We start from the raw sequence: 25,680 nt of genomic DNA on the forward strand, positions 1-25,680 counted from the left end.
TCCCGACCTGCCGCCGCCGAGCAGGTCGAGCGCGCGGAGGCAGCCGCGTTGACGGCAGCCCCGAGTTCGACCACGACCGCTACCGCTCGACGCGGACGAGCCCAGCACGACCTCGACCGCGTCGAGCACGCCGCACTCGTACAGGAGTCCTTGATGAGCGAGCCCACCCACGACCACACCCGCACCGTCGAGGCCGACCCCGCATGGCCGGCGCCGGACCCGACCCTGCCACCCGAGCAGCTCACCGACCGGGAGCTGATCGCCCGGGCTGCGTACTGCGACGAGATCGCCCACACCGGCAGCCCCGCCGCCCAGGCCGCGGCGCTGCGCGACCTCGACGCCGCGTGGGACGAGGCCGAGCGACGCGCCGCCGGACTGCCCGCGATCAGCGTCCCGGCGCAGGTCGCCGGCTACATCGGTCTGGTCCGTGAGGACTACGACCACGCCCTCGCCATCGAGGCCGCCACTTGGCGCCAGCAGCTCGACACCGCGCTGCCCCACAGCGAACCCGCCCATGGCCTCGCGGCCGGCCGCGGTGCTGGCAGCGAGCTGATGGTGGGGGAGCGCGCAGACCGGGCGCAGAGCCTGGCCCAGGCCGCGGGGCTGGATGTCGCAGGCTACGACCCGGACACCGACGTCTACACCGACACCGACACCGGCCAGGTCGTCCGCCTCGACGGACGACCCGCTGCGAAGGACCTGGGCGCAGTCGACTGGGAGGCCTCCTCCGCGATCGCCGAGCGCGACGGGTTCGTCCTGGTCGACCCGAGCGCGCCCGGCGGGGTCCGCCCGCTGACCACCGAGGAGCGCGCGACGCTCGTCGAGCAGGCCCACACCGACACACAGGTTCAGCCAGCGCGGTGGACCGCGGACGAGCACGAGGCCTACCTCGACAGCCGCCCCAGAGAGACCTCGCCGTTCAACCCGGCCGCGGACTACGGCGACCCGGACTGGCGCGAGCCCGCCTCTGACGGCGAAGCCGCGGCGCGCACCGCGTGGCTCGAGGAGAACACCCCGGCCGCGCCGGGCTGGTCGCTGCCGCCGAGCACCGAAGTCGACGACGCCCTGGAAGACGCCCGCGAGCGGGCGGTCCACTCCGACTGGGCCCACGACCACGACCCGTACGCGTGGGCGGAGTACCAGCGGCTCGAGGCCCTCGCCGAGCTCGCCCCGCTGCCCGAGCGCGACGCTCTCGACGACCTACCTCGCCTCGGCCGGGACGAGCCGGACCGTGGATCGGTGCAGGACTCGCACGGCGAGGACCGCCGCGTTCGCGAGCACCTTGCCGACGAGGGAGGCTCCGACGACAGCAGGAGCGGCGGGTCGTCGACCGGTGCGGTGACCAAGGCTGCCGGTGCTGATGACCCCGTCACCGCGGACGACACGGCCCAACCTGACGACCCCGAGCGGTTGCGCCAGCGCGTCGAGGGCCTGCGGGCCACGATCGCCGCCCGGGAAGCGAGCGTCGAGGGTGAGCGCCGCGAACAGCTGCTCCGCTGGCACGACGACGATCACCGCGCCACTGACGTGCAGCTGGACACGCGGTGCGACGGTGACGGCGAGCCGGGGTGGCCCCGGTGACCCGCCGCCCACCGGGACAGCGCGGCGGTACCGACGGTGACGAGTTCGCCCGGGTCGAGGCCCTCGCCGGCCTCGCCCGTGAGGTGGACGGGCTGCGTCGCGGCCTGGAGGCGCTCGTCGGGACGCCGACCCGGGTCGATGACCTGGCCCGCACAGTCGCCCAGCTCGCCGACGCCGTCGCCGCCGCGCCCGCCCGGCCCGGCCCGACCGTGGCGCCCTCGTGGCTGGCCGCGCCGACCGACTCCGAAGCCCTCGCGGCGTTGCTCGACGAGCTGTGCCAATGGCTGTACGCAGTCTTCCTGCGCTACCCCGACGGGGCCGCGGTGCTGCCCGAGTGCTGGCTCTGGCACCCCGACGTCGTCGAGGAGCTGCTCTGGCTCATGCACGCCTGGCGCGCGGCCTACGAGGGCCGGGGCGCGTCGGTCCAACTGGCCGGGGACTGGCACGACCGCCAGCGCCCCGGGGTCGTGCGTCGGCTCAAGACCTCGGTTGCGTCGTGCTCGCGGGAACGGCACCAGACCCGCCCCGGGTGGAACAGCGCCCCCCTCGGCGCCACGCCGGTCCCCGGAGCCGACGCGGCGACATCGATCGCCTGGTGGTGGGCCGCCGCCCGGGATGACGCGCCCCCGGAGCCAGCGGCCGAGGACACCAACCGGCCGAACGGGGCCGGCATCAGCACGGCCATGAACGGTACAGGCGGCCGCGAGGGATGGTCGCGATGACCGCTACCGACCAGTCCGAGAGTCGCGCGGAGCAGCGCGCACGCGAAGCCGCCGAGCGCGCCGAGTGGGACCGCCTCAGCGACATCTACTTCGCGCACATGAACGCGATCGCGCCCGACCAGTTCCACTGCTTCTGCGGCTCCCTCGACGACCTCCGCGCCGCGGTCGCCGAGCTCGACCGCGAGGCAGCGCGCGACCCCGCAAGGCGGCCCACCGCGGTCCGGGACACGAACCGCGGGGCCGCGCATCAGGACGGCGCCCTCCAGGACCAGGCCCGCCGCGAGCAACTCACCCGCTGGCACGGCGACGACCGCGACGCCGCGCACGCTGCCGGCGACGCCGACGCGGAGTGATCGCGGTGGCCGAGAATCAGACCGACCCTGCGGGCAACGTCGACAACCAGGTGCCCCGAGCGGGCGCGAGGGGCGCGCTGCTCTGGCTCCCGGGTCTGGCGGTCGCACTCGGCGCGGCCATCGCCACCGCTCACGGATTGTTCGAGGTCGCCGTAGCGGCGCGGGTGCCGACCGGGATCGCGTGGCTCTACCCACTGATCACCGACGGGCTCGCGCTGGTGGCCTACAGCGCCACCGCCCGTTTGCGCGACGGCGCGGCCCGGTACGCGTGGTCGGTCGTCGTCACGGCGGCCGGGCTCTCTGGGCTCGCCCAGGCCGCCTACCTCGCCGGCGGGCCCACCGTGGAGGTGGCGCCGGCGCTGCGGTTCGGGGTGGGCGCATGGCCGGCGATCGCGGCCGCGGTCGTCGCACACCTGCTCTACCTGCTCGCGACCGCGGACCCCGATCACGCCGTTCAGCCCCGGCCGTCGCGGGACCCGGCGTTCGACGTGGCGTCCGTTCAGCACCACGGCGTTCGCCGGCCCCCGTTCACTCCGCCTCTCGTACAACCCGACGCGCTCCCCGGCGCCGTTCAGCCGCCAGGAGACGCGGAGGCCGAGGACGCCGAGCCGGAGGGCGCCGGCGGCGGTGCTGCGAGCGCCTCGACGCCCCGCGCGGCGCCGTCACCGGCGCGCGACCGGGCCGAGGCGGCCGCGTCGCGGCACGCCCAGCGCCACGGCGCCTGGCCGACGGTCAGCGAGCTCGAGACCGCCGCCGGCGTCTCCCGCGGCACCGCCGCCGCCGCGCTGAAAGCGCTCCGGGACCGACCGATGCCCCTGCACCTGATCAACACCACCGACCCCGACACCACCGACGAGGCCCACCCATGACCACCGATGCGCCGATCACCACGACCAGCAGCACCGACCAGAACCACGAACCAGGACAAGAACAAGAGACAGGACCACGACCACTTCCCGGCACCGATCACTACGCCGAACAGACGACCGGACACGAGCAACAGGACCGGAGGACGAAAAGATCAAGGGAAAGATCAAGAGCCGCACACCTATGCATCACGATCCCCAGGCACAGGCCGGCCTCCGGCCGGCCCGGAAACCGCTGCCACCGATCCGCGCACGCCGTTGATCTTGGCCCGGAGTCGGCATCGACCTTGAGCTGGTCGTCCGGATGCTGAGCGTCGCGTCGGGCTACTCGCCGGACTACCTCCTCAACGAGGTCGCGGCCGGCCGAGAGAACTACTACACCGGCGCGGTCACCGACGGCGAGCCGCCGGGGCGCTGGTGGGGAAGCGGCGCGGAGAAGCTCGGCCTGACAGGCATGGTCGACCCGCAGGACATGCGCGCGGTCTACGAGCACTTCCTCGACCCGCGCCACGAAGCCTTCCGCGACCCGCAGCGGTGGGGCGAGGTGCCGACCCTCGGTCACCGCGGCCGCAGGTATGCCACCGAGGACGAGTTGTACGCCGCGGCGCTTGAACGCGAGCCGGACGCCTCGGCTGAACGTCGCGCTGAACTGCGCATCGAGGCCGGAAAGCAGGCGCGGCACAACGTGGCCTTCCTGGACGCGACGTTCAGCGTTCAGAAGTCGGTGACGGTGCTGCACACCGCGTTCGAAGCCCAGGAGGTCGCCGCCCGTACGGAAGGCGACGACGAGGCTGCCGCGGCATGGGGCGAGTATCGCCGGGCCGTCGAGGACGCCATCTGGGCCGGCAACAACGCCGCCCTGTCCTACCTCGCCGAGCGCGCCGGCTACGCCCGCGTCGGGCACCACGGCGGGGCTGCGGGCCGCTACGTCGACGCCCACGACTGGGTCGTCACGTCGTTCTTCCAGCACGACTCCCGCGACCACGATCCGCAACTGCACATCCACAACCCGATCCTCAACCGCGTCGAGGGCCCGGACGGGGAGTGGCGCACCCTCGACGGGCGCAGCATCTACCGCTTCCGCCCGGCCGCCGCCGCGGTCGGGGAACGCACCACCGAGGAACGGCTCACCCAGACCCTCGGGGTCCGATTGGCGATGCGGCCCGACGGCAAGGCCCGCGAGGTCATCGGCGTCGACGAGACCGCCACCGACCTGCTCTCCTCCCGCCGGCGCGCGGTCACCGCGAAGGCCGCCGAGCTGATCGCCGATTTCGAGGCCCGCCACGGCCGTGAGGCCAACGGCCTCGAGCGTGACCGGCTCTCCCGGCAGGCCACCATGGCCACCCGGCGCGCGAAGTCGCACGAAGGCGAGACCCGCGAGCAGCTGCTCGACCGGATCGACCGCCAGCTGCGCGACGAGGTCGCCGGCGGGCTGCGCGGCGTCGCCGAGGACGTCCTCGCCGCCCGCCACGAAGGCCCGCCAGCGGCGCAGTCGTGGTCGCCGAGCGCGGTGCTCGAGACCGCGCTGGCCGAGGTGCAGGCCAAGAAGGCCGGGTGGACCCGCGCCGATCTCACCCGCGCGATCAACGATGCCCTGCCCGACACCCTCGGGATCGCCGACGGCGAGGACGTTGCGACCCTGCTCGACCGGCTCACCGACCAGGGCATCGCCCTCGCGACGCCGCTGGACGCCGCCCGCCCGGGTGCCGAGGCGCTGCCCGACGAGCTGCGCCTGGCCGACGGCTCGTCGGCCTACCGAGCCCCCGGCGCCCGGCTCTACGCGACGCCCGACCACGTGCACACCGAGCGCGCCATGGTCGCCGCCGGCCGCCGCGGCGACGCCGCCGCGACACCGCGGTCTATCGCCGACCGCTTCCTCGCTCGGTTGCAGGGCGAGGGCATCGACCTCGGCGCCGACCAGGAGGCCGCGGTCCGCGGGGTGCTCACCTCCGGGGCGAAGGTCGAGACCCTCATCGGGCCGGCCGGCACCGGCAAGAGCTTCGTCGTCGGCATGATCGCCCGCGGCTGGTCCGACCCCGACCTACGCGGAGCCGGCGCCGGCCGGGTGTTCGGGCTGGCCACCAGCCAGGCCGCCACCGACATCCTCACCGCCGAAGGCCTCACCGCCCGCAACGTCGCCCGCTGGCTCAAGACCCAGGAACGACTCGAGCAGGCCGACCAGCCCCACCCCGCCGACGCTCCATGGGCCCTGCGCGCCGGGGACCTCGTCGTGGTCGACGAGTCCGCGATGACCGACACCGCCGCCCTGACCGCCATCCACGCCCGCGCCGAGGCGACCGGCGCCAAGCTGCTGCTCGTCGGCGACCACCGCCAGCTCGCCGCCGTCGGCGCCGGCGGCGCCATGGACCTCGTCGCGCAGAACGGCACCCGCTACGAGCTCGCCGAGGCCCGCCGCTTCCGCCACGAGTGGGAGGGCCCCGCGTCGCTGCGGCTGCGTGACGGCGACGAGACCGTCCTGCGCGATTACCACCGCCACGGGCGACTCCTCGACGCCGGCGACCTCAAGGCCGCCGAAGCCTCCGCCTCACGCGCCTGGCTCGCCGACACCCTCGCCGGGCGCCACTCGATCCTCGTCGTCGACACCAACGACCAGGCCGACCGGCTCAACGCCGCCCTGCGCGCCGAGCTCGTCCGCCTCGGACGCGTCGCCGAGCACGGCGCCCTCCTCGGGCGCGATGGCACCTACGCCGGCGTCGGCGACCTCGTCGCCGCGCGGCGCAACGGCTGGGAGCTCACCGGCCACGCCGGCAACCAGCGCGGCCCGATCAACCGCGAGACCTACCGCGTCACTGCCATCGGCGACGACGGCTCCCTCACCGTCACCCCCACCGAGACCTACGACGACGAGGCGGCCACGCGCCAGCAGGAGATCGTGCTGCCCGCCGAGTACGTCGGCGCCGACCTCTCCCTCGCCTACGCCGGCACCGTGCACTCCGCGCAGGGCGCCACCGTCGACACCAGCCACCTCGTCGCCACCCCGGTCACCAGCCGCGCCGCCGCCTACGTCGGTCTCACCCGTGGCCGCGACGCCAACACCGCCCACGTCACCACCATCACCGGCCCCACCGACCCTGCCCGCGGCCTCGCCGCCGACCACTCCCTGCACCGCGACCCCATCGCCGTGCTCGCCGCAGTCATGGGCAAGGACGACGGCCTCGACGCCCAGTCCGCGCTGGCCATCGCCACCGAGTCCGCCGCCGACGCAGCCACCACCCGCACCGCTGGCGAGCTGTTCGCCGACGCCGCCGCCCTCGCCGCCACCGAACGCACCGGGCGCTGGCTCGACCGTCTCGCCACCCAAGGCGTCATCACCGGTGACGACCGCGGCCGGCTCGCCGCCGAGGATGGCGCCGCCTCCCTGACCCGCGTGCTGCGCCGCGCCGAGATCGCCGGCCAGGACGCCGAACGGGTCCTGCGTCACGCGGTCACCGACCGGCCCCTCGACGGCGCGCGCAACCTCACCAACGTCATCCACGCCCGCATCCGCGACGCCCACACCTTCGACCCGCAGGGCACGACCTGGCGCGAATGGAGGCCTACGACCGGACGCGCCGACTGGGACCGCTACCTCGAGACCCTCGCCGACGCCGCCGACCAACGCACTGCCGAGCTCGCCGAGCAACTGGCGGAGAACCCGCCGTCCTGGCTGACTGAGGCACTCGGGCCAGCTCCCGCCGACCCGCAGGAACGAGAGGAGTGGCTCGACGCGGCTGGCACCGTCGCCAACTGGCGCGAACTCCAGGGCTATGACGACCCCGACGACGCCCTCGGCCCGGCACCTGCGCCGGGAAAGGTCGAGGCGTACGCGTCCTACCGCGCCGCCTGGCAAGCGCTGGGCCGCCCTGACATCGACCGCGAAGAGCTGGAGCTCTCCGACGGCCAGCTCCGGGTCCGGGTCCGAGCTCATGAACGCGAGGCCGCCTGGGCACCCCGCTACGTCGCCAACGAGCTCGCCGGCACCCACCAGGCCGCCGACCGAGCACGCCAGGACGCCGAGCTCCGCCGCGCCGAGGCACAAGCCGCCGTCGACCAAGCCGAACGCGAGCGCCTGCACGAGGCTGCCGAAACGACCGAGGCGCTCGCAGGCACGCTCACGGCTCGCGCCATCGAACTCGCCGAGCTCGACGCCGCACGGTCAAGGTGGCTCGCGCACACCGCAGGGACTCGCGCGGCCGCCGAGCGCGCGAAGGCCGAGCTCGCCGCCCGCCACGCCGACGACGTTGCGCCGGAGCCCGAGGTCACCGCAGGGGAGTGGCTCGCGGCGCACCGCAAGGCAGTCGCAGACGAAGAGGCTGACCGTGACGTGACCGAGGCCGACGTCACCGACCGCCCCGTAGACATCGACGATGACCGCGTTGACAACGCGGATCGCGAACAGCCCGAGGCGGGCGAGGTCCTCGACGACGAGCCAGTCGCCAACGAGCAGCAGGGCGCTCACGCCCCGCCCGAGCCCGACATCCGCGAGATCGCCGAGGCGGAGCCGGCTCAGGTGGCCGAAGACAACGTCCGGGTCCCGACCGCCGGCGAGACCTCAGCAGCCATCGAGCGCGCCAACCGAGCCCTCGCCGAGATGCGGTCGCGCGAGGAGATGGACGCGCGCGAGGAAGAGCAGCACCGAGCCGACCAGCTCGCTGAGTGGCAGGCGCAGGACGAGACCGACGACCACGCCGCCGAGACGGGCACCGACGAGGGCGCCGATCACGAGAATGCCACCGCGTTCGATCAGTCCGAGCTGTGATCGAGGGCGTTGGCAAGCGCTGGCAGCTCAAGCGGGGGAGGACCCTCTGCACGCCACGCCCACCGCAACGTCGCACGCACTCCTTCACACCAACCGGGGCGAGCGGCGAGGTCAGGCCGGCGCTGCTCGAGGTCCTGCGCCGCGAGGAACTCCTCCTCGATTAGCTCCTCGTAGGCGAGCATCCGCCTCCTCGTCGCGGGCGATCGAACCAATCCACCACCTCGTGGCGTTCGCACAGGCGCAGCCGCTAACCAGCGGCAGGTCAGTGCCACTGCTCCGGCATACCAGTCGGTGACGTCCCGGGCTCCGTGCTCAGCGCTACGAGCACTCGCGGCCCGCCAGAGCGCGACGAAGGTGGATCGTGGCACTCGAATGTTGACGCGCGGGATGCCCGCGATGTCTGACGGTGTCACCTCCACCACCTGAGGGTGACACCGACCATCAGTCCAGGACCAGCACTTCAGCCCGACCGTCACCGGGCCGACTGTGACTGCGGGGCCGAGGCGCGGGAGAGGGACGATTGTCACCCGCGCGTCACCTGAGCTTGTGGGCGCTCCCGTACCCGGGATAGCTCGAGATCGCCGATTACAACACCCGCCGCCCACACCGCTCCCTGGCCCGGCGCACCCCGCTCGCGGCCTACCTCGCCTCACGATCGACACCACGTACGCCACCGGCCACCCGGCCCGCTCGAGGGAGGAGATCGCCGACGGATCGCCGGTCAGGTCAGCGACGACTGCCAGGCAGCCAGCAGGCGCGCCTCGACGCTGTACGAGCCGTCGCTGTGGTTGTCGAATACCTGCAGCGCCAGCAGTCGCTCAACGACATCTGCAGCGGAGCCGTCCGTGTCTGCGGCGACCTGCAAATCGGCCCGGCTGACTCTCTGGTCGTCGACGAGTGCGACGATCGAGGCGTAGGCGCGCGCCAAGCCGGGGTCGTGGATGAGACCGACACCATCGAGCAGGTCGCTGCGACCGGTCGGGCTGTTGACGTACGCCTCGAGCTCGTCCAGTGCGGTGGGCTCCTGCGCGCCCTCACTGTCGGCAAGGGTGGCGGCGTGCTCGACGAGCATCGGCCACCCGCCGGTGAGGTTCCAGAGCCGCTGTAGACGCTCATCGTGGCTGAACATTTGCCGCGTGATCGTCCAGACCCGCAACGTCTGCTGGTCGTAGCGGTGTAGTGCGACAGCGACGCCGTGCTCAAAGGCGCTGTCCCACAGCTCGGCCTGCTCCGGGCTGGAGATCAGGACTGCGGCGCGGGTGACGCCCGCGGCGGTCGGTACGTGCGTAAGCGCCAGTTCGAGCGCTTCAAGGCGCGCCGACGCCTGCGGCTGGACGCTAGCCAGGTCGTCGATGACGACCCGCCGCCGTCCGGCCCGTCCGATGCGCAGCTCCTCCTCGAATGCGCGCCGGCCGCTGATCGGCGGGATGTCGAAGTCGCCCGCCTTGCTGGTGACCTCCCGTAGCGCCTCGTCAACGCGGTACAGACCGGTGGCGCGCGATCCGACGACGACGCGGACCTGCGTGCTGTGGTCGCCGAGGATGTCGTCGAGCTGCGCAGCGGTCAGCGGCGCGCTGCTGCCGTCGGACAGCTGCGGCCGGCTCTCCAGCGCCAGGAACGTCTCGGGCACCGATTCGGACTCGGCCATGAGCAGCTGCCGCTCAACCTCGGAACGGTTGCCGATCATGTTGAGCACGTTCGGGCTGCGCAGCCGCCACCCGCGCCCGTCGGAGTTCGGCGCGACGACCCCGAGGCCGTCCATCTCGTTGAGGTAGGCACGGAAGCTTTCGCTGTCGAGCGACTCGAACCCCGCACGCCACCAGCTCAGGCACTCCTCGCGCAGTTCGGCGTCCTGCAGGCGGGCATCGAAGCCGAATCGAAAGGCATGGTCGGCCAGCACATTGGCGATTACGTTGTACCGGGGGTCCAGGTTAAGGGTGTCCTGGAACGCCGAGGTGATGTCGGCGCGCAGGTCACGGTTGCGCTCGACCACAGCGACGTCGTCGTCGGTGATCATGTAAGGCGGCTGGTCGACAGCCAGGCCGTCGCGCCGCTTGGTGTGCAACGCCTCGACCAGCCGATGGCCGAACATTTGCAGCAGGAACGGCTGGTAAGAGCAGTAGCCCAGAACTCGGTTGACGAGGTTGTCGTCGGCGAACTCGTAGCCGAGCACACCCAGCGGCTCGGTCAACAGGTCGGCGGCGAATTGCGGGCGCAACGGCCCGATGACGGTGGGCCGCTGCGCGAGGTGGCTGAACGGACCGTTGCGGGCGCTCTTGGCGTACCGCTGCACCGAGTGAAGACCGGCGAACACGACCTTGACGTTGTTGTCGGTCACCACTCCGATGTCGCGCAACCGCTTGGTGTCTAGGAAGGCCGGTGCGTCGGCCTCGAAGAACTGGTCAGACTCGTCGAGCAGGATGAGTAGTCGGTTGCGACTGTCCTCATTGCGCCAATCGAGCATCCCGGCGCGGACCTGATCGTAGACGTCGCCGCTTTTCTTGGCCTTTCCTGTCGGGGTCGGCAACACCTCTCGCTTGATTAGCTCGTTGCGCAGCCCGACCCACAGGGCGTCCTTGCTGAACGCGGCACCGGCAGCGACCGAATCCAGGCTCAAGTAGATCGCGATGCGCTGCCCGGGCTCGGCGGAGGACTCGAACTTTTCAGCGGCGTAGCGCAGCAGCGCGGACTTGCCCAGGCCGCGACCGCCGTAGAGCACCTGCGTGCCGTCGGGGTCGATGACCTGCACACGCTCGAGGTCGCGCCCGTAAAACATCTCCTCGGCGACCGCGCCGCGCTTCATCCGGATGTAGGGGTTGACGGCCGCGAACGGCATGAGGATCGACATGGCCACGCCGAGCTGACGGTTGCCACGGGCGGCGAGGTAGGCCAGTGCGGCGTCGTCGAGGATCGCAACGGGACCGCCGGTGCGCTCGACGCGGGTAGCAAACTTTGCCCGCGCAGCGGCGCTCATAGTGCCGAAGTGGGCGATGAGAAGGCTGTCGCCGGACTGGTCGTGGTCGGCGTAGGTCATCAGCACGTCCTCGGTGGGCTGACCCCACACGAGCAGGACGCGCAGTCGTCCGCCGAGTCTGCTGCCGAACGCTGGGATCTGCGCGTCCCTGTTGGGCCGGACGTCGGTGATCTCAATGAACCGGCGCTCGCCGCTCTTGGGCATGTCTTCCAGGCGCCGAATCTTGGAGCACTCGTAGCCCATCAGGCGGATCGCCGGCAGCAGCAGGTCGCGCTCGGTCAAGCTGCGCCGGCTGGCAACCGGCGCGGTCGCGGCTTGACGCCAGGCGCCGAGTGCCTCGCCGACCTGCTCGGCGGCGTCGGGCGACAGATGGCTGTAGTCGAGCACGTTGCTGCCGGCGTAGCTCATTTGCTCGCGGACGGCTGTGACCAGCTCGGTGGTGACGCCCATGGGCAGCGCGTCTGGGATGGCGGGGAAGAACGCACGCAGGTCGCGCCGACTGTGGTCAGTACGAGGCACGGGCTCGCCGACGTCCTGGAAGTACAGCAGCTCCTCGGCGGTGAGCAGGTCGCCCTTCTCAATCGGATCGCTGATGCGAGCCCGCTCCTCGTCGTCGATATCCAGCGCGGCGAGTCGGTCGCGCAGGCGCTGCGCGGCCTGCTCGCGGTAATCCGGCAGCAGTTTGCTGATCCTGGCGAGGATGGCGCGGACCTGGCCGAGGTCGCCGCGAGTCGGGTTAGCGCTGGCCAGCAGCGCGGTGAGCTCACTGTCTGCCTCCTCGGTGACGACGTTGCTGCGACGGGCGCGACGCAGGTCGGCGTCAAGAGTGTTGCGTTCGGCGACTACCTCGGCGCGGCTGCGTTCCAGCGCCGTGTTGTAGCGGCTGCGGGCGTCATCGCCGAGGGCATCGTCGGTCAAGACGCCGGCGGCCTGCATCTCCAGCAGGTACTCCGCGGCGGGGTAGTTCTCACGCTGCAGTTGCAGCGCGAACGCTTCGATCCAGTCGCGATGAACGGCGCTGATGAGCGGGGGAAGTGGGTCGGTGTTGCGCAGCTCAAGGGTGCCTGCATCGGTGACGACGACGTCATCGACCTTAAGCAGCTCAAGGTCCAGCGCGACCGTGACGCGTGGCTCGCCAGCCTGCAGCGGGTCGTCACTATCGAGCATAGCGAAGGTTTGCCGCAGGCTGGTGTGTGCGGCCTGGGCGGCGGCGACCAGCAGCGGGTCGGCGGTCTGGGTCTGCGTCAGCAGGGCGGCCAGGGCGGCGTCACGCTGGGCTAGAACCGCGCGGCGCATGTCAGCGACCTCGCCGGTGGTCCATTCGTCGCGTCCGGTGCGGCTGCGGGTCAGAGCGCTGGTCAACTCGATCCAGCTGCGGACGGGCCGGAGCGTCTCGAGGATCAGCGCGTGCAGGTCCTGTCGTCCAGATCCTTCGATTGGCTTACCACTGTGCCCGCGGAAGTAGACGTCGGACTCGTCGATCTGCCGCTCGCGGACCGCGGCGTCGGATAGGTGCTGAACCCCGGTCTGCACCTCGACGAGCCGGTCAGCGTCGTTTGAGACGACAATCTCGAGCAGCCGCCCCAAAGTGCCGTTTTTCTCGAGCCAGCGCTTGGCGATGTCGGTGCACCGCTTGAACCGCAGCGTCCGGGGCCGTCCGGATACTCGGGCTTGTTCAATAATGAGCTGCAGATCCCGCTCAGCGTCGCTGACGTCGGCCAAAACGTTGAGGGCTGGAGTGGCGTTCAAGACGCCGCGCAGCGCGCGCCTGCCGATCTCATCGGCGATGTTCGCCAGGTGCGGGTCGAGCCGGCTGCTGAATTCGCCGAGCAGCGCGCCAGCTGCGGGCTCGCCAGTTATGAGCGCGACGCGCACGAGGCTGCTAACGGCGATGAGCAGACTTACGTTGTCCTGGGCGACCTGGTTGCTGTCCAGATCGGCCAGCTCCTGGCGCAGCATCGCGCCGCAGGGTCCGGTGTCGGTACGGACGGCTCGGGCCAAACCGGCCACTCGGAAGGCGCGGATGCGGGTGTCGCTCCACCCGGCTCGGGCGGCCAAATGGGACGCCAACCCGTAGCGGCAGGTGGACAGCAGCTCGGCGACGGACTGCTCGACGTCACCAAGGGTGGGCGCGTGCTGCTCGGTGCTTCTTCGACCGGCGTCTGTCCGATCTGCGCTGCGCTCGGTAGTAGTGCGAGGGGTGGTCGATGCACTGGCGCCGCCCAGGTCGATTCGCGTCGGGACGGTCCTGGTCCGCGCGCTGCCCGTGGTCGTGACCGGCTTGGGTTTCCGAGATGTCGCGGGCGTAGCGGTGCCAGCGGCTTCCAGGACCTGGGCAGTTGGGTCAGTTGCCGTTAGCGGTGCGTCGTGGGCTGGCCGCTGGTCAGGCTGAGGACGGGTCGGCGCGGCGGCTGTCTGGCTGGGCTTCGTGGCTTCGGGCGGCACGCTGACGTCGGTAGCGTCGGCGGCGGGGGCCTGCTGCGCGAGCGCACCGGCTGCGGATTCGGGCGGCGGTGCGGCTGCGATAGCCGTCGGCTTCTGCGCGGCAGGCGGCTGAGAGTCCTGCCCGGTTGGCGTAGCTGTGCCGGTGGGCGCTTCGAGAGTCAGCTGGCTTGCGAGCATGCTGAGGACGGCGAGAGCAGGCAGCGAAGCCACCGCTCCGCTGACGCGGGCCTGCAGCTCCAGGCGGGTCTCCGGCGCGGCTTGCGGATCGCGGACGAGCTCGACCAGCGCGGCGATCGCGAGCGCCAGCGCGCGCTGAGCGTCGGTCCAGTCGTGCGCTGCCAGCAGCTCTACGGAAAGCGACCTCAGCTGCGCGACGTGCTCGGAGATGCCAGGGGCGTCGCTGGTGATACGGGCTGTTGCGGCGATGCTCAGGCGCAGCGGCGCGTCGGCGTCCCGTCTGGCGCGCACCGCGAGCATCCGCGCGATCTCGTCCAGCGTCGGCCGCACGTCGGACTCGGCGCGGGGGTCCTCCTCTCCTGCCTCCTGGACCGCGGAGCAGGCGTGGCTATAGGTGCTCTGGGCGGAGCGCACGGCAAAGACGTCGGCGTCGGCGGGTCCACGGCCCGCCCGCAGGTCGGCCAGGATGTGCTCGGCGGAGATTACGGCCAACGCGAAGCACTCGCGGGCAGCGTGCAGGGCCTGTTCGGTGTCGGCCGGAGATTCCGGAGATTCCGGAGATGCCGCAGGTGAGGTTTGTGGGTCTGCGGGGACGATGGTCACGGGCATGCTGTCCGGGGTAGTGCGGGAGTCGGGCAGCAGGATGCTCCTGCCTTCTGGCGCTGTGGCCGGCTGACTGGGCGAACCGGAGGGGGCGACGGGCCGGTCGTCGGGCATGTTGTCGCGGTCCTCGCGGACGGTGTCGCGGTCGGCGGAGTGGGCGATGACGTTCTCGGCTGCGGTGCGAATTCTCGCGGTGGCGAGGGTGTCGGCTGCGCCGTGAACGAACCAGGGCCGTTCGACCGCCCACCTCCACACGCGGGCCGACATCTCGCTCTGGGCGACGTCGGACCACAACGCCAGGCGCAGCAGGGCGGGCGTCCAGCGGCTCTCAAGCTCGTCGTCGATCTGGTCTAAGCTGCGATCATCTGGTCCGCCGGCGTCAGCCAGGGATCGCGCACCAAGGGTGCGCAGGCCGTCGTAGAGCGTCCCGGCGGTCAGATGGAACGCCGCGTGCCGAGCGGTGGCTTCGTCGGCGCGCTGCAGCCTGCCAACGACGTCGCGGCACAGCCCCTGCGACAGCGTCTTGGGAGTCAGATGGATGCCGAGCGGCTCGAGAGCGTGCTGCCGGGCGCGGATCGGAAGGGCTGACAGGGCGTTGAGGACGTCTCGGGTGGTCAGCTCCTCGACGACGTAGCTAATAGGTCGGTCGACCGTGTTTAGCACCTCGGCCAGCTGCTCGAGCGCGGTGCGCAGCTCGTCGTTGATGTCGCGAGTGAGCGGCCAAACGATGTAGCTGGCGTATGCATCGTCGCGGCAGCCTGATCGGGTGCGTGCCATGGAACTCCTCGGTGGGTTCCCGCGGGCAGTGGGTGAGCGGGAAGTCGGGTGTCGGCTGTCGGCGAGCGGCAACCATCTCGCACGCGTGTGGCAGCTCGCGGTCAACTTGGCATTCTGTCCCGGCCGCAGGCCCACGGTCGCGGTCGCATGTTTCAGCTCGCGTCGGGACTCAGCTCCCGCGCTCGTGCGGGCGTACGAACGTCCATCCCTCGGGCAGCTCGGCCGGACCGGCCAGCTCGTGCCGCGCCCGGTACTCGCGGTAGTTGGCGCGGGCGTCCGGGCTGGCGCTTTGCCCTAGGTGGTCGATGCGGCGCAGGAAACCGGTGACGACGTGCGTGCTGAGGAAACGTGCGTCTAGCCGTTGGAACCGGCGCGGTCGCGGCGGTCCGTTCACTACGCTGGGTGTGTAGCAGAGCAGCGGCACGATCGGCTGTCCGGCGACGGCCGGGAACGCGATTCCATCGGAGGTACGCGAGCCGGTGTCCTGGGTGAGCGCCTCGCGTTCTAGTAGCTGCGCGACGGCTGCGTCTAGGGCCTGTTCTGTCTGCTCGCTGCTGCTGCCGTACACCTCTTGGGTTAGCTGATCACGTGCCAGGCGAGCAACGCCGTCAGGATCGATTAGGCCGAGGCGTCGGACGGCGCGAAGAATGCGCTGCGCCAGGGTGGCGCTGCTGCTGCTGCCAGTCCGGTCGAGGGCGTCCCGGGTGACGATGCGTGGGTCGTAACGGTGTTCGATCTCGAGTTCGTCGTCGATGGTGACTGGCATATCCAGCAGCGTGCTGGTGATCCGCAGCGTGTGGGTGTTGCGGGGCCAGGTGACGGTGAGCAGAATTCCGGGGAAGTAGTCCATCGGCCAGGACACGCCGGTCAGCACCGCGGGGGGCCTGTGCAGGTCGGCGGTGGCCATCTGGGTCGCGTCGGTGACGTCGAGCTGGTACCCGTCGTGGTGAAGCAGCAGGCGCATGCGGGTGCCGTCGCGCCGGTCGCTAATCAATACGTCTGCGGCCGGTCGCGGCAGCGTGAGCAGCCCGGCGTCGATGTGTGCGGCGCGTAGCGCGACGGCCCAGCTGATCTGTGAGTCGCTGATGTCGAGCTCGTCGTCGGCGTACCCATCTTCCGGTTCCGGTTCCGGTTCCGGTTCCGGTTCCGGTTCCGCCGGTTCCGGTTCCGGCTCGGTCTCGGCAGTGGGCTCTTCGACAGCGGCAGGCGGTACAGACACGAGCGTCTCGGCCCAGCCGAAGCCGCGGGGCACGGTCGGGTCGAGCAGCGCATGAGCGCTGCCGGGTGCTTCTGCCCGCCAGATTCCACCCCCTTGCCAGGAGTCGTCCAAGCGCATATGCACCTGGCCGAACAGCAGTCCGTCCTTGGCATCGTCGCGCAAGTAGTCGGCGAAGATGAGGTTGGCGTGTAGGACGACGACGGCGTATCGGGTCCCGTGCATCGGGGCGGCGGCGCCGTCGATGCAGCGCAGCCTCGATCCGAGAGCTGTGTAGGTCACGCGCCGGGCCGCGTCAAGCCGGCGGCTCCGGTCGGGAAGTGCGCTACGCGCGGTAGAGCTCGCCAGCGACGCGATGTCGTCAGCGCCCAGCGCATCGCAACTGCGTAGCCGGGCGGACAGGCCGGCTCGGGAGACGGCATAGGACTGCCACATGCGGGCGGTGTCGAGCTCGCGGAGCGCGGCGGTCACGGTCGCGAACAGCCCGTCGAGCGCTGCCTGGTGCTGTTCGGGTTCGGCGTCCTCGGTGAGCAGCAGCGGCAGTGGCGCAGGGGCGGCGGTGCTGAACAGCAGGTGGTGGCCAGCGCCGAGCAGGTAGTGCCGGTAGAAGCCGGCATCGTCGAGCTCGGCGACTTCGGCGGTGGCGTAGCGGGAGCCGACGAGTACGTGGCCGAGCTCGTCGAAGCGGCCGCGTCGGGTCAGGCGAGCTAGCTGCGCGGCGGTCGGCGCGAGCCCGAAGACATCGAGGTCGAGCACGAGCCGCTCTTGCAGAATCGGCTGGCTGTCCAGATCGCTCTGCGCTGGGCCGGTCACGCCGGCGGGTGCGCCGGAAAGCCAGGACGGCACGGCGCCGTCGTCCCCGAGCTCGGAATGGGCGCCCTCCTTGTAGACGACTTCTGCCCAGATGGGGTCGCCGCCCGACGCCACATTGATTAGAGCCCCAACGGGCAGCGCGTCGATCGTCTGGCCGAGCGCGATGGTTGGGAAGCTGGCCGGGTCCACAGCAGCCCCGGCGTAGCCGGTGGTCAGGTCATACCCGAAGTAGCAGGCGTTGAAGGCGACGTTGACGTGGACCGGGGTGTTGCGGGCGGCGACGAGCGCCCCGAGATAGCGGCGCAGCGCCTGCATCTGGCTGGCCGGGACGTATTCAGGTCCCAGCGTCATCGCCGGGGTCAGCAGCGGGGGGTCGGCGTACGGGCGCCATGGGCGGGCGGCGGCCGAGCGCGTCGGTTCGGGAGCGGTCGGTGCGACCTGCCGCTGCGCGCCCGCGTCCGGGCGGCTGGTGGTGCTGTTAGGCGGGACGGTGGTGGTCACGAGGCTGTCCCGGCGGGAAGCGGCGTGGCGGTTGCGGCGGCGCGGCCGGCTGCGGCGGCGGCCCGGTCGGCGTGCCCGCGCTCGCGCCACATGCCGTGTCCGAGCGGTACAACGCGACCGTCGGCTTCCAGCCGGGCGAGGCTGTCCTCGATCTGGTCGAGCTTCACCATGTGCTGGGCGCCGAAGTAGCGGGACACGACGAGGTTGTGGCGCAGGCGAACCCGACGCCGACGGATCGGGTGGTAGTAGGAGTCCTCGCCACGTAGCGCCCGGTACACGTCGCGCGCGTGCACGCCTCGGTAGTCGGCCCAGACTAGCCGGTACACCTGCTCGTCGAGGCGTTTCTGCCGGACGCTGCTGTCGGTGCGGGCGCCGGCCAGACGCGGCTTGGGCATGTTGAACGCGTCACCAGCGGCGGGTGGCTTCTGCTCGACGGGGATGGTCATGTCGTTGTCCCAGCAGGCCGAGCACCGGTTCGCGGCCGTGTTGCAGCATCCGTCGGGCAGCGTGTCGACGCCGAAGTAGTCGGCGAACTTGCGGTTGGCACAGGTGTTGCGGTCGGTGAAGAAGTCGTGCAGGAGCCGAATCTCCTCCGCAGCGCGCGCGGTCTTGCCGGCCAGCGCGACAGCGTACCCGGCAGGCAGCGTCGGAGTGTGCACCGCGATTCCGGTGACGAGCTTGCGGCTGGGTGCTGCGGACACATCGAGCTGGCCTCGGTCGTGCAGATCTGCCAGCAGCTGCCACGTGCTAGGCGGGTCGTCGGCGAGATCGGCGTAGCGCTCAACGGTCGCGCTCAGGTGCCGGTGCAGGCTCGGGACGTGCAGCCGGGCCCGGTGCAGGCTGGCGCGGTCGTCGCTGCGACCCGGCAGCGCCAGGATCGCGTCGACGACGGCCTGCTCGGTCGGGTCGGTGTCCTGATCGCCGCTGTTGCGCAGCTCGCCGAGCTTGATGGTGCACAGCGGCGGGAAGTCGCCGAGGTCGTCGACGACGTCCAGCGCCGACAGGGCGGCGAATGCCCGCACAACGCCGGAGGTGTACTGCTCGCTGGTGCGTGACTTGGCGGCGTCGTCCTGACTGAGTCGGCCGGCGTCGACGTCTTCGGCGATGAGCCGGTCGGCGATGGTGCCGGCGTCCAAGACGCCGTTGTGGACGGCCAGGACGGCCTTGCCCATCCGAACAAGCAGTGTCGCGGGCAAGTCGCTTGTGGTCATGAAGCGGGCGGTGCGCAGTCCGCGCGGGGTGAGCAGCGCCAGCCCGACGTTAGCCGGCGGCGTCGCGGCTGCCGCTGCGGTACCGCTCGCGATCTCAGCGGTGGTGCCCTCGGCGGGCGCGCCGGTGGTGGCGGATCCGGCGACGTCGCGGCCGGCCCGGCCGACCTGCTGGTACAGCTGAGATAGGTCCGTGGGGGTGCTGACGCAGAAGACGGTGCGAATGTCGGGTCGGTTGATGCCGAGGCCGAAGGCGCTGGTCGCGACAATGAGCATCGGCGCGAACCCCTCGTCTTTGAACCGGGGCGCCTCGCGGAACTCGGTCATGGTGGCATGCTTCTCGGCCTCGGTGAGCCGGCCGTGGAAGCGCCGAACCCGCACGGTGCCATCACCCACATAGTCGCGCAGGTGGGCGTGCAGCGCGACGACGTCTCGCACGGTGAGGCAGTAGAAGATCGCGTGGTCCTCTATGTGGTCGACGACCTCTTCAGCCAGCCCGGCGTTCACGGTCGGCCCGGCAGGGCTGATCGAGCGGCGAAACAGCGCCAGCTCAGGCCGAATCGGGTTCTCCCGGACGGTGACCAGTCCGGTCGACCCCGCCGCGCTGGCCTCGGCGAGCGCCTCGGCGCTCCTGACCGTGGGGATGTCGGCGTCGAGGCCGAACACTTGGGTGCGCAGCGCGGCATGGACGGTGCGGCTGGCAGTGGCGGTCAGCGCGGTGACAGCCAGCCCGTGGTCGGCGCGCAGCCTTGCCAGGAACTGTGCGGCACGGCGCATAGATGGGCGGAAGTCGTCCCACTGTACGACCGTGTGCGCCTCGTCGATGACGATGCGGCTGATCACGCCGGTGCGGACCGCTTCGGTGACAATCTGTCGGAAGCGTCGCTGTCCGAGGCGCTCAGGGCTGGCGTAGATGAGCTTGATGTGATGGTTGGCGCGGCTGAGCAGCTGGTCGGCGATTTCGGTCTTTCCGGCGCGGCTGCTGCTCTCACGCAGCGGAGCGACCAGGGCGCGGACGGCGCCGCCGATGCTGCCGTTGAGCTCGAGCGCCTGGTCATGCATGAGCGCCACAAGCGGGCTGATGACCAGGGTGACGCCGGGCAGCACAAGCGCGGGTAGCTGGAAGCAGTAGCTCTTGCCGAAGCCGGTCGGCAGCAGTCCAAGGGCGTTGCGGCCCTCGGCAACGGCGGTGATAACGGCCTGCTGTGAGCTCTTGAGCCCGGTGGGGGTGTCGGACAGCTTGAGCAGCCCGCCGACCTGGGCGCAGCGGTTGAGTACCTCGGCGACAAGCATGCCGCTCGCCTGGTGCTGCGTGACCTCCTCGGCGGTGAGAGCGAGCTCACGGATGCGCCGGGTCTGCGGCAGGACAGTGTGCTCGAGCAGCGCCTGCGGCGTAGACAGCTCGCCGGCGCGGGCCGGGTCGAGCAGATTGTTGCGGGCGTAGAAGGCCCAGATACGCGCCCAGGCGTCGGTCATCGGCATGACATTGCCGCCGGTGCGCTCGCCGGTCACCGGGTCGGCGCGCAGCAGGCCGGCATCAAGGCTGCCCAAGAACGTCTCGCGGTAGGCGCGTCGCAGGGCGGTGTGTCCAGCGAGCTTGCGGTCGCTGATGATGACAATTCCGCGGTGCTGCTCGGAGCGAATGAGCCGGCCGACGGCCTGCCGCAGCTGGAGCGCGGCCAACGGCAGGTAGTACATCTCGGTGGCGACCGCGTCGGGGTCTTCGGCGTGGGCGGCGTCGGCGCGGGCGACGACGGCGGCGCGGCGCGCTTCGATCACGGGGGCGGCGAACGGCGCGAACGGAAGCTTGTTGACCAGATTAGGCGCAGCCGGTCGGGGTCGGCGATGTCGACGCCTTGCCACAGGCCTTTGGTGCCGACTAGGACGCCGCCCCCGTCTGTGGGGCTGTCGAACTGCCGAACGGCGCGGGGGTTGCCGAGCAGGACGGCGCTGTGCACCGGGGTGGTGTCGCCGTCGCGTCGCAGGCTCTCGGACAGGTACTGGCTGATCCCGGCGGCGGTGCTCTTGGCGGTCGTGAGGACCATCGCGCCGCCGTCGAAGCCGCCGCGAGCATCGTAGTCCGGGATTTCGTCGTCCTCGTCCAGGACCGGCTGGATCATCTCGCGGGTGTAGCCGGTGAGCTGGTGGGCGACGGTGCGCATCGCGCCGTCGCTCTGCTCGGCCCAGGAGGGGAAGTCGGCCAGGCAGAGGAGCTCGGCCTGGTTCTTCATATCGAACGGTGTCGGCAGGTGCAGGGTCGGGACGGTGCTGCGCAGCCCAAGCCTGCTCTGAATGAAGGTCCACTGTGCAGCGACGCGCAGCGTGGCGGACACGAAGTAGGTGCGCTCGAAGGTGGCCAGGAACTGCTGCCAGGTGCCGTCGGCGGGCAGCTCGATCGGGCTGGTGCTGATGCGGAAGCGGTAGCGGCGCAGCTCGACGCGTAGCGCTTCCACCTCCTCGGCGTATACGACCTGATTGGTGGTGCCGGGCGGCAATTCACCCAGCGCCGGTGCCGCCCCGTCGCCGGTCCTGGTGTGGTCGGTCAGGTCGCCGTCGCCCGTGCCGGTGGGGCCTTGGGCCGCGTCGGGGTCGAGGTCGTCAGGGTCGGATTCGCCCCAAGGGTCGGTCGCGTCGAGCGGCAGCGTCTCGTCGTTGTCGCCGCCCGGGTCGTCTGTGGCGTCGTCGGGTGCGGGGCCGCTTCCGGCGCAACTGTCGTCGTTGGTGTTTCCCGTGCTAGGGCCGTCGTCTGGGCCGGGGCTGCCGCCGGGCGTGCTGCCCTGGCCGGTGCCGGCCATTCCGGCGGTGCCGGGGGCGGGCAGGCCGAGGGCAGCGTCGGTGTCGGCAACGATCCTCAGCGCGGTGGCGCTGACCTCGGCTGCGCCGACGACGAGGGCGTCGAGGCGTTCGAGGTCGTAGAAGCTCATGCTGGCGGCGTGCCCGCCGCGGTAGGCCGACAGGGTACCGACGAGCACGTCGCACATGCCCGACAGGCGCAGCAGCTGGCCCATCAGGTAGCGGACCTGTCCGGCGCCGCTGGCGCCGCTGTACGGGCTGGCCAGGGTGACGGTGCGTGAGCCGACTAGGGCGCCGACGCCGGTGCCGCGCCCGTCGAACGCTTGTCCAGCAATCTTGGGCAGCGCCTCGTGGTCGAGCAGCAGGCCGAGGTTGCGCACACTTTCGGTCGCCTGGTCGCGTTCGATGCCGGGCCGGGCGTCGCGGGTCCAGCTGTCGAGCTCGCTGTACAGGTCCTCCACCAGGCGGTAGTCCAGTGTGGCGGTCAGGGCGCCGGTGGCGCTGTCTTCGAGCTGGTGGGCTTCGTCGAGGATGAGCAGGGTGTCCGGGCCGAGGTCGGACAGCTCATCGAGGTGGGCGAGCAGCAGCGCGTGGTTGGCCAGAATGAGCCGGTGGCCGAGCAGGGCCTCCTTGACTCCGTCGGTGTGGACGGCCAGCGGTGTAGGGGCGGCCGCTTCGTACTCGCCGGTGTTCGCTTGGGATAGCGACTCGAGCCAGATGCTGACGGCGTTGTTGCTGTAGCCGGTGAAGAACAGCGGCACGTCGACCGGGTCGACCGAGTGTGCAGCCCAGGACTGTTCGACGGTGGTGGAGGTGATGAGACGCAGCGTTAGGTAGGCGAGCAGCTCGCGGAAGATGACGCGCCCGAGGAAGCGGTTACGACTGGTGATGCGGCTGCGCCGGGGAACGGCCGGCGCGGCAAGCAGCGCGGTTGCATCGCTCAGCGACAGCGTCAGCGCGCGCAGCGACAGCCGGTTGGCCTTGCCTTTGACGACGTCGGAGGCGTTGAGCAGCCCGGGTATTGCCGCTTCAAGGTGCGCGACGTCGGCGGCCAGCTGCGCCTGCAGCTGCTTGGTCGCGGTGGTGATGATCGCGGTGCGGTCGGGGTCGTCAGCGAGCCAGTCCAGGGCGACCGCGAGCACGGCGAAGCTCTTGCCGGTGCCGGTGGGCGCTTCGACCAGGCCGGAGCTGGCCTGGCCGACCCAGGTGTGCATCTGATGGGTCATCTGCGTCTGCGGCTGTCGCAGTGCGGCGCCGGGACGGACAGCGCGGGCGAGAGCGGTGACGTCGACCTTGCCGTCAGCTCCGCGCAAGCTTGTCCTCACGCTGACCGCCGTGCGTCCGACCGGTCCGGTGGGGCTGCGCCTCGGAGTATGCCCGGCCAGGTCGGAGTTCAGGACGCCGGCGACCTCTGCTGTGGTGTGGACGCGCTCGTCGCCAAGCAGCTCGTCCTCCGGCGCGCCGAGGTGCCCGGCGGCCAATGAGCGCACCAGGGCCCAGGCGGGGGAGTCGGCGGTCAGGCTGGCGAGCAGGTCCTGACGGTCGACCGGCATCGCGGCGAACGTCTGTGCGCAGTGCTGCAGGACGCGGGCGAGCAGCTCGCTGTCGTCGACGGCGTCGTGCCAACCGAGCCCGGTGCGGTCGATGCCGAGGTCGTCGGCAAGGGGCGCGAGCGCGTGCCGGGTTGCGGTCGGGTATAACGCGAGGGTGAGGTAGAGAGCGTCGACGTAAGTGCCGCGTAGGTCGGGCAGGTCCTCGCGGGCGGCGGTGCCGCTCAGCAGCGGGAAGTCGGCCTGGGTGCCGTTGTAGGTGACGATCAAGTCGGTGCCGTTGGTATAGGCGTACAAGTCCTCCAGCGCTTGTCTTGGGCTGACGGCCGCTGCGGCGTGCGCCTCGCGGACGCGCTTGGAGCGGATGACCCAAGTGTCGTCGGGAAGTTCGACGTAGGCGCTGAACTGCGGCTGCTCGCTGACCCAGGCGCTGTCGTTGCTCAGCCGGACGGCGCCGACCTGGTAGATCCGCTTGTCGGTGTACGGGTCGCTGGTGGTGGTGTGCACGACGGACTCGAGGTCGACGATGACGGCGCGCAGGGCGCGTCCGACGGCGTCGGGCGCATCGGTCGGCGGTTCGCTACGTGGTACCTCGGCAGGATCGGTGGGCGCGGGCAGAGTCGTGGTGTCTACCGTCGAGGTAGTGACGGCCGCACCGGAGGCGGTGGCGTCGGCGGACGAACCGGTGGTGGGCGCGACGGCGGCTCGTACGGTCGGGCCGCTGGGTGCGCTGATGTGTCCGGGGCTGTCGCGGTGGAGAAGACCGGTGGCGACGGCCTCGTCGAGCAGTGCGGCCAAACGCTCGCGGCGTTGGCCGGGGAAGCGGCGCATGACGGCCGTGAGCAGCTCGTCGACGCTGAGTGCAGGGTGGTCGCGCAGGTGCTCTAGGGCGAGGGTGGCGAGCCGCTGGGCGTGCGGGGACGCCGCACTATGTCCGGCGACTTTGGCCAACGCTGACTCCTTCGCGTCGTGCAATGTGCACCGCGTGATCGGGTGCGTCAGGTAACAGTATCGGCAGGCACTGGCCTAGTCTGAGCGGGACTGGTGACGCTCGGGGTAAGTGCGTTCAGGCCGCGACAACGCCGTATGACGAATGGACTCACGCGGAGGTAGGCTCGCTCGCGAAGAGTGTGATCTGTGCGCCAGCCGCAAGTAGCGCCGAAGCTAGCGCGACGAAGATGTGCCGATCGCGCTCCCCCCGATCCACGGCGTCGTTCGTCCAAACTTATCGGCCGGCTGCTGAGACATTCAACGTCCGCGTGAGCCCCTGTGCCTGCGCATGTGCCGAGTCTGCGAGGGCGCGCCGCGCGCCACCCGCGACATGGGTCCATGCCCGGCCGTGCCAGCGCGGGCGCCGAACGGACCACGTCCAGGTACCGAGATTCACGGCGCTCAGCTGCGAGCGTGGTCATACTCCTCATCGCTGTCATCGCCCCCCAACGCCGTTGATGAGCTGTCGTCTCCAACGTCGCGCTCGTTACCGATTGCAGGCTGTCGAGGGTCCTCGGGCACGCAGAGTTGCCGGCAGGAGACTGGCTAGCCGCTTCAGCACCTACGGCGAGAGCCAAGCAGTACGCAGCGCGGGGTGCGCGACGGCACGACAGCGAGCGACGAGCTGGGACGGGGCTGGGAGAGCAACGTTGTGACGGGTCAGGTGGCCACGATCATTGCGTCGTATACCGGTGCCTCGACGTGGGGCTGTATCTCGCCGCGCTGCACGAGCGCGACGAGCGCGCCGCCAGCTCCGGGTGGCGCCAGGCGGTGTTGAGCAGGCGGGCGCCTCGTCGGCGCTGGGCGGGTCGGGCTCGGTCCAGCGCGGGCCGCCCCGCCAAGGGCAATCAGAGATCCGACTTCACCTGATCACACTAGCGGTGGCCGACCAGAAGGCCATGTTCACCGTCGGTCGAGGCCCGGCGCAGACGAAATCTACTTACCGCTCGTTGGCGAGGTCGCCGTTCCGCCCACCTATTCGGGTACTTACGAGCTCGGCGCCCGCGAGGTTGGTGTTCTCGAGCAAGGCTCGCAGTGCTAGCAGGTCGCGCGGTTGACCGTCGCGTTCCTGGGCGCTGACTTCTTGGAAGCAGACGACGTCGGCGTCGAGGCGCACGATCTGCGGGCGCATGAGCGCGATCCGCTCGTCGAGTGACGGTCGCACCCCAGTTGCAGTCTCATCGCAATTCTCGGGATTGAAGGTGGCAATCCTGAATCGTCTCATGACCCACCTGTTAGCCCCTGGCCCCGACCCTGCGCTTCGTCCCGCGCCGTACGCGCAGGAGCCGTTGTCATCACCTTGGCGCGTCCGGGGCATGGCGAGATGGACGATCGAAGACGGCGGTGTAGCC

At 70.9% G+C, this 25,680-nt stretch carries 9 protein-coding genes; 5 read left to right on the plus strand and 4 right to left on the minus strand.

The genetic code is table 11. The features are described from left to right. The first annotated feature begins 153 nt into the window (after window positions 1-153). From PGB27_RS09130 to mobF, 5 genes are all read left to right on the plus strand, one after another. Window positions 154-1,581: a hypothetical protein gene (locus tag PGB27_RS09130; protein ID WP_274200052.1), complete on the plus strand. Its 1,428-nt coding sequence runs from the start codon at window positions 154-156 to the stop codon at window positions 1,579-1,581. Further along, the gene (locus tag PGB27_RS09135) at window positions 1,578-2,303 is read left to right on the plus strand and encodes a hypothetical protein (protein WP_274200053.1); all 726 of its coding nucleotides are present in this window, start codon (window positions 1,578-1,580) and stop codon (window positions 2,301-2,303) included. Before PGB27_RS09130 ends, PGB27_RS09135 begins: the two co-directional genes overlap by 4 nt. Further along, window positions 2,300-2,656 carry a hypothetical protein gene (locus PGB27_RS09140; RefSeq protein ID WP_274200054.1) on the plus strand — a complete coding sequence of 119 codons (357 nt, stop codon included), beginning with the start codon at window positions 2,300-2,302 and terminating at the stop codon, window positions 2,654-2,656. Before PGB27_RS09135 ends, PGB27_RS09140 begins: the two co-directional genes overlap by 4 nt. Window positions 2,657-2,661: 5 nt before the next feature. Then, window positions 2,662-3,525, plus strand: a complete 864-nt coding sequence (locus PGB27_RS09145) for a hypothetical protein (RefSeq protein ID WP_274200055.1) — start codon at window positions 2,662-2,664, stop codon at window positions 3,523-3,525. Window positions 3,526-3,826: 301 nt separating this feature from the next. After that, window positions 3,827-8,281, plus strand: coding sequence for a MobF family relaxase (gene mobF, locus PGB27_RS09150; protein WP_274200056.1), 4,455 nt, complete (start codon window positions 3,827-3,829; stop codon window positions 8,279-8,281). 721 nt (window positions 8,282-9,002) lie between these two features. Here mobF and PGB27_RS09155 read toward each other — a convergent pair. The 4 genes from PGB27_RS09155 to PGB27_RS09170 all read right to left on the minus strand — a co-directional run bounded on the left by PGB27_RS09155 (window position 9,003) and on the right by PGB27_RS09170 (window position 24,289). Further along, window positions 9,003-15,257 carry a hypothetical protein gene (locus PGB27_RS09155; protein WP_274200057.1) on the minus strand — a complete coding sequence of 2,085 codons (6,255 nt, stop codon included), beginning with the start codon at window positions 15,255-15,257 and terminating at the stop codon, window positions 9,003-9,005. A gap of 169 nt (window positions 15,258-15,426) precedes the next feature. After that, complete coding sequence (locus PGB27_RS09160) at window positions 15,427-17,787, minus strand: hypothetical protein (RefSeq protein WP_274200058.1); 2,361 nt, start codon at window positions 17,785-17,787, stop codon at window positions 15,427-15,429. Then, window positions 17,784-20,774, minus strand: coding sequence for a DEAD/DEAH box helicase (locus tag PGB27_RS09165; RefSeq protein WP_274200059.1), 2,991 nt, complete (start codon window positions 20,772-20,774; stop codon window positions 17,784-17,786). Before PGB27_RS09165 ends, PGB27_RS09160 begins: the two co-directional genes overlap by 4 nt. Next, complete coding sequence (locus PGB27_RS09170; RefSeq protein WP_274200060.1) at window positions 20,771-24,289, minus strand: exonuclease domain-containing protein; 3,519 nt, start codon at window positions 24,287-24,289, stop codon at window positions 20,771-20,773. The genes PGB27_RS09165 and PGB27_RS09170 overlap by 4 nt, the downstream gene beginning before the upstream one ends. Between the last annotated feature and the right edge of the window lie 1,391 nt (window positions 24,290-25,680).

It is taken from the genome of Actinomycetospora lemnae (assembly GCF_028737315.1).
GTDB lineage: Bacteria > Actinomycetota > Actinomycetes > Mycobacteriales > Pseudonocardiaceae > Actinomycetospora > Actinomycetospora lemnae.

What these genes read in the sequence shown, in the direction of transcription:
- PGB27_RS09140 (WP_274200054.1), top strand. Translation starts at nt 2,300, where the DNA reads ATGACCGCTACCGACCAGTCCGAGAGTCGCGCGGAGCAGCGCGCACGC.
- PGB27_RS09130 (WP_274200052.1), top strand. Translation starts at nt 154, where the DNA reads ATGAGCGAGCCCACCCACGACCACACCCGCACCGTCGAGGCCGACCCC.
- mobF (WP_274200056.1), top strand. Translation starts at nt 3,827, where the DNA reads ATGCTGAGCGTCGCGTCGGGCTACTCGCCGGACTACCTCCTCAACGAG.
- PGB27_RS09155 (WP_274200057.1), bottom strand. Translation starts at nt 15,257, where the DNA reads ATGGCACGCACCCGATCAGGCTGCCGCGACGATGCATACGCCAGCTAC.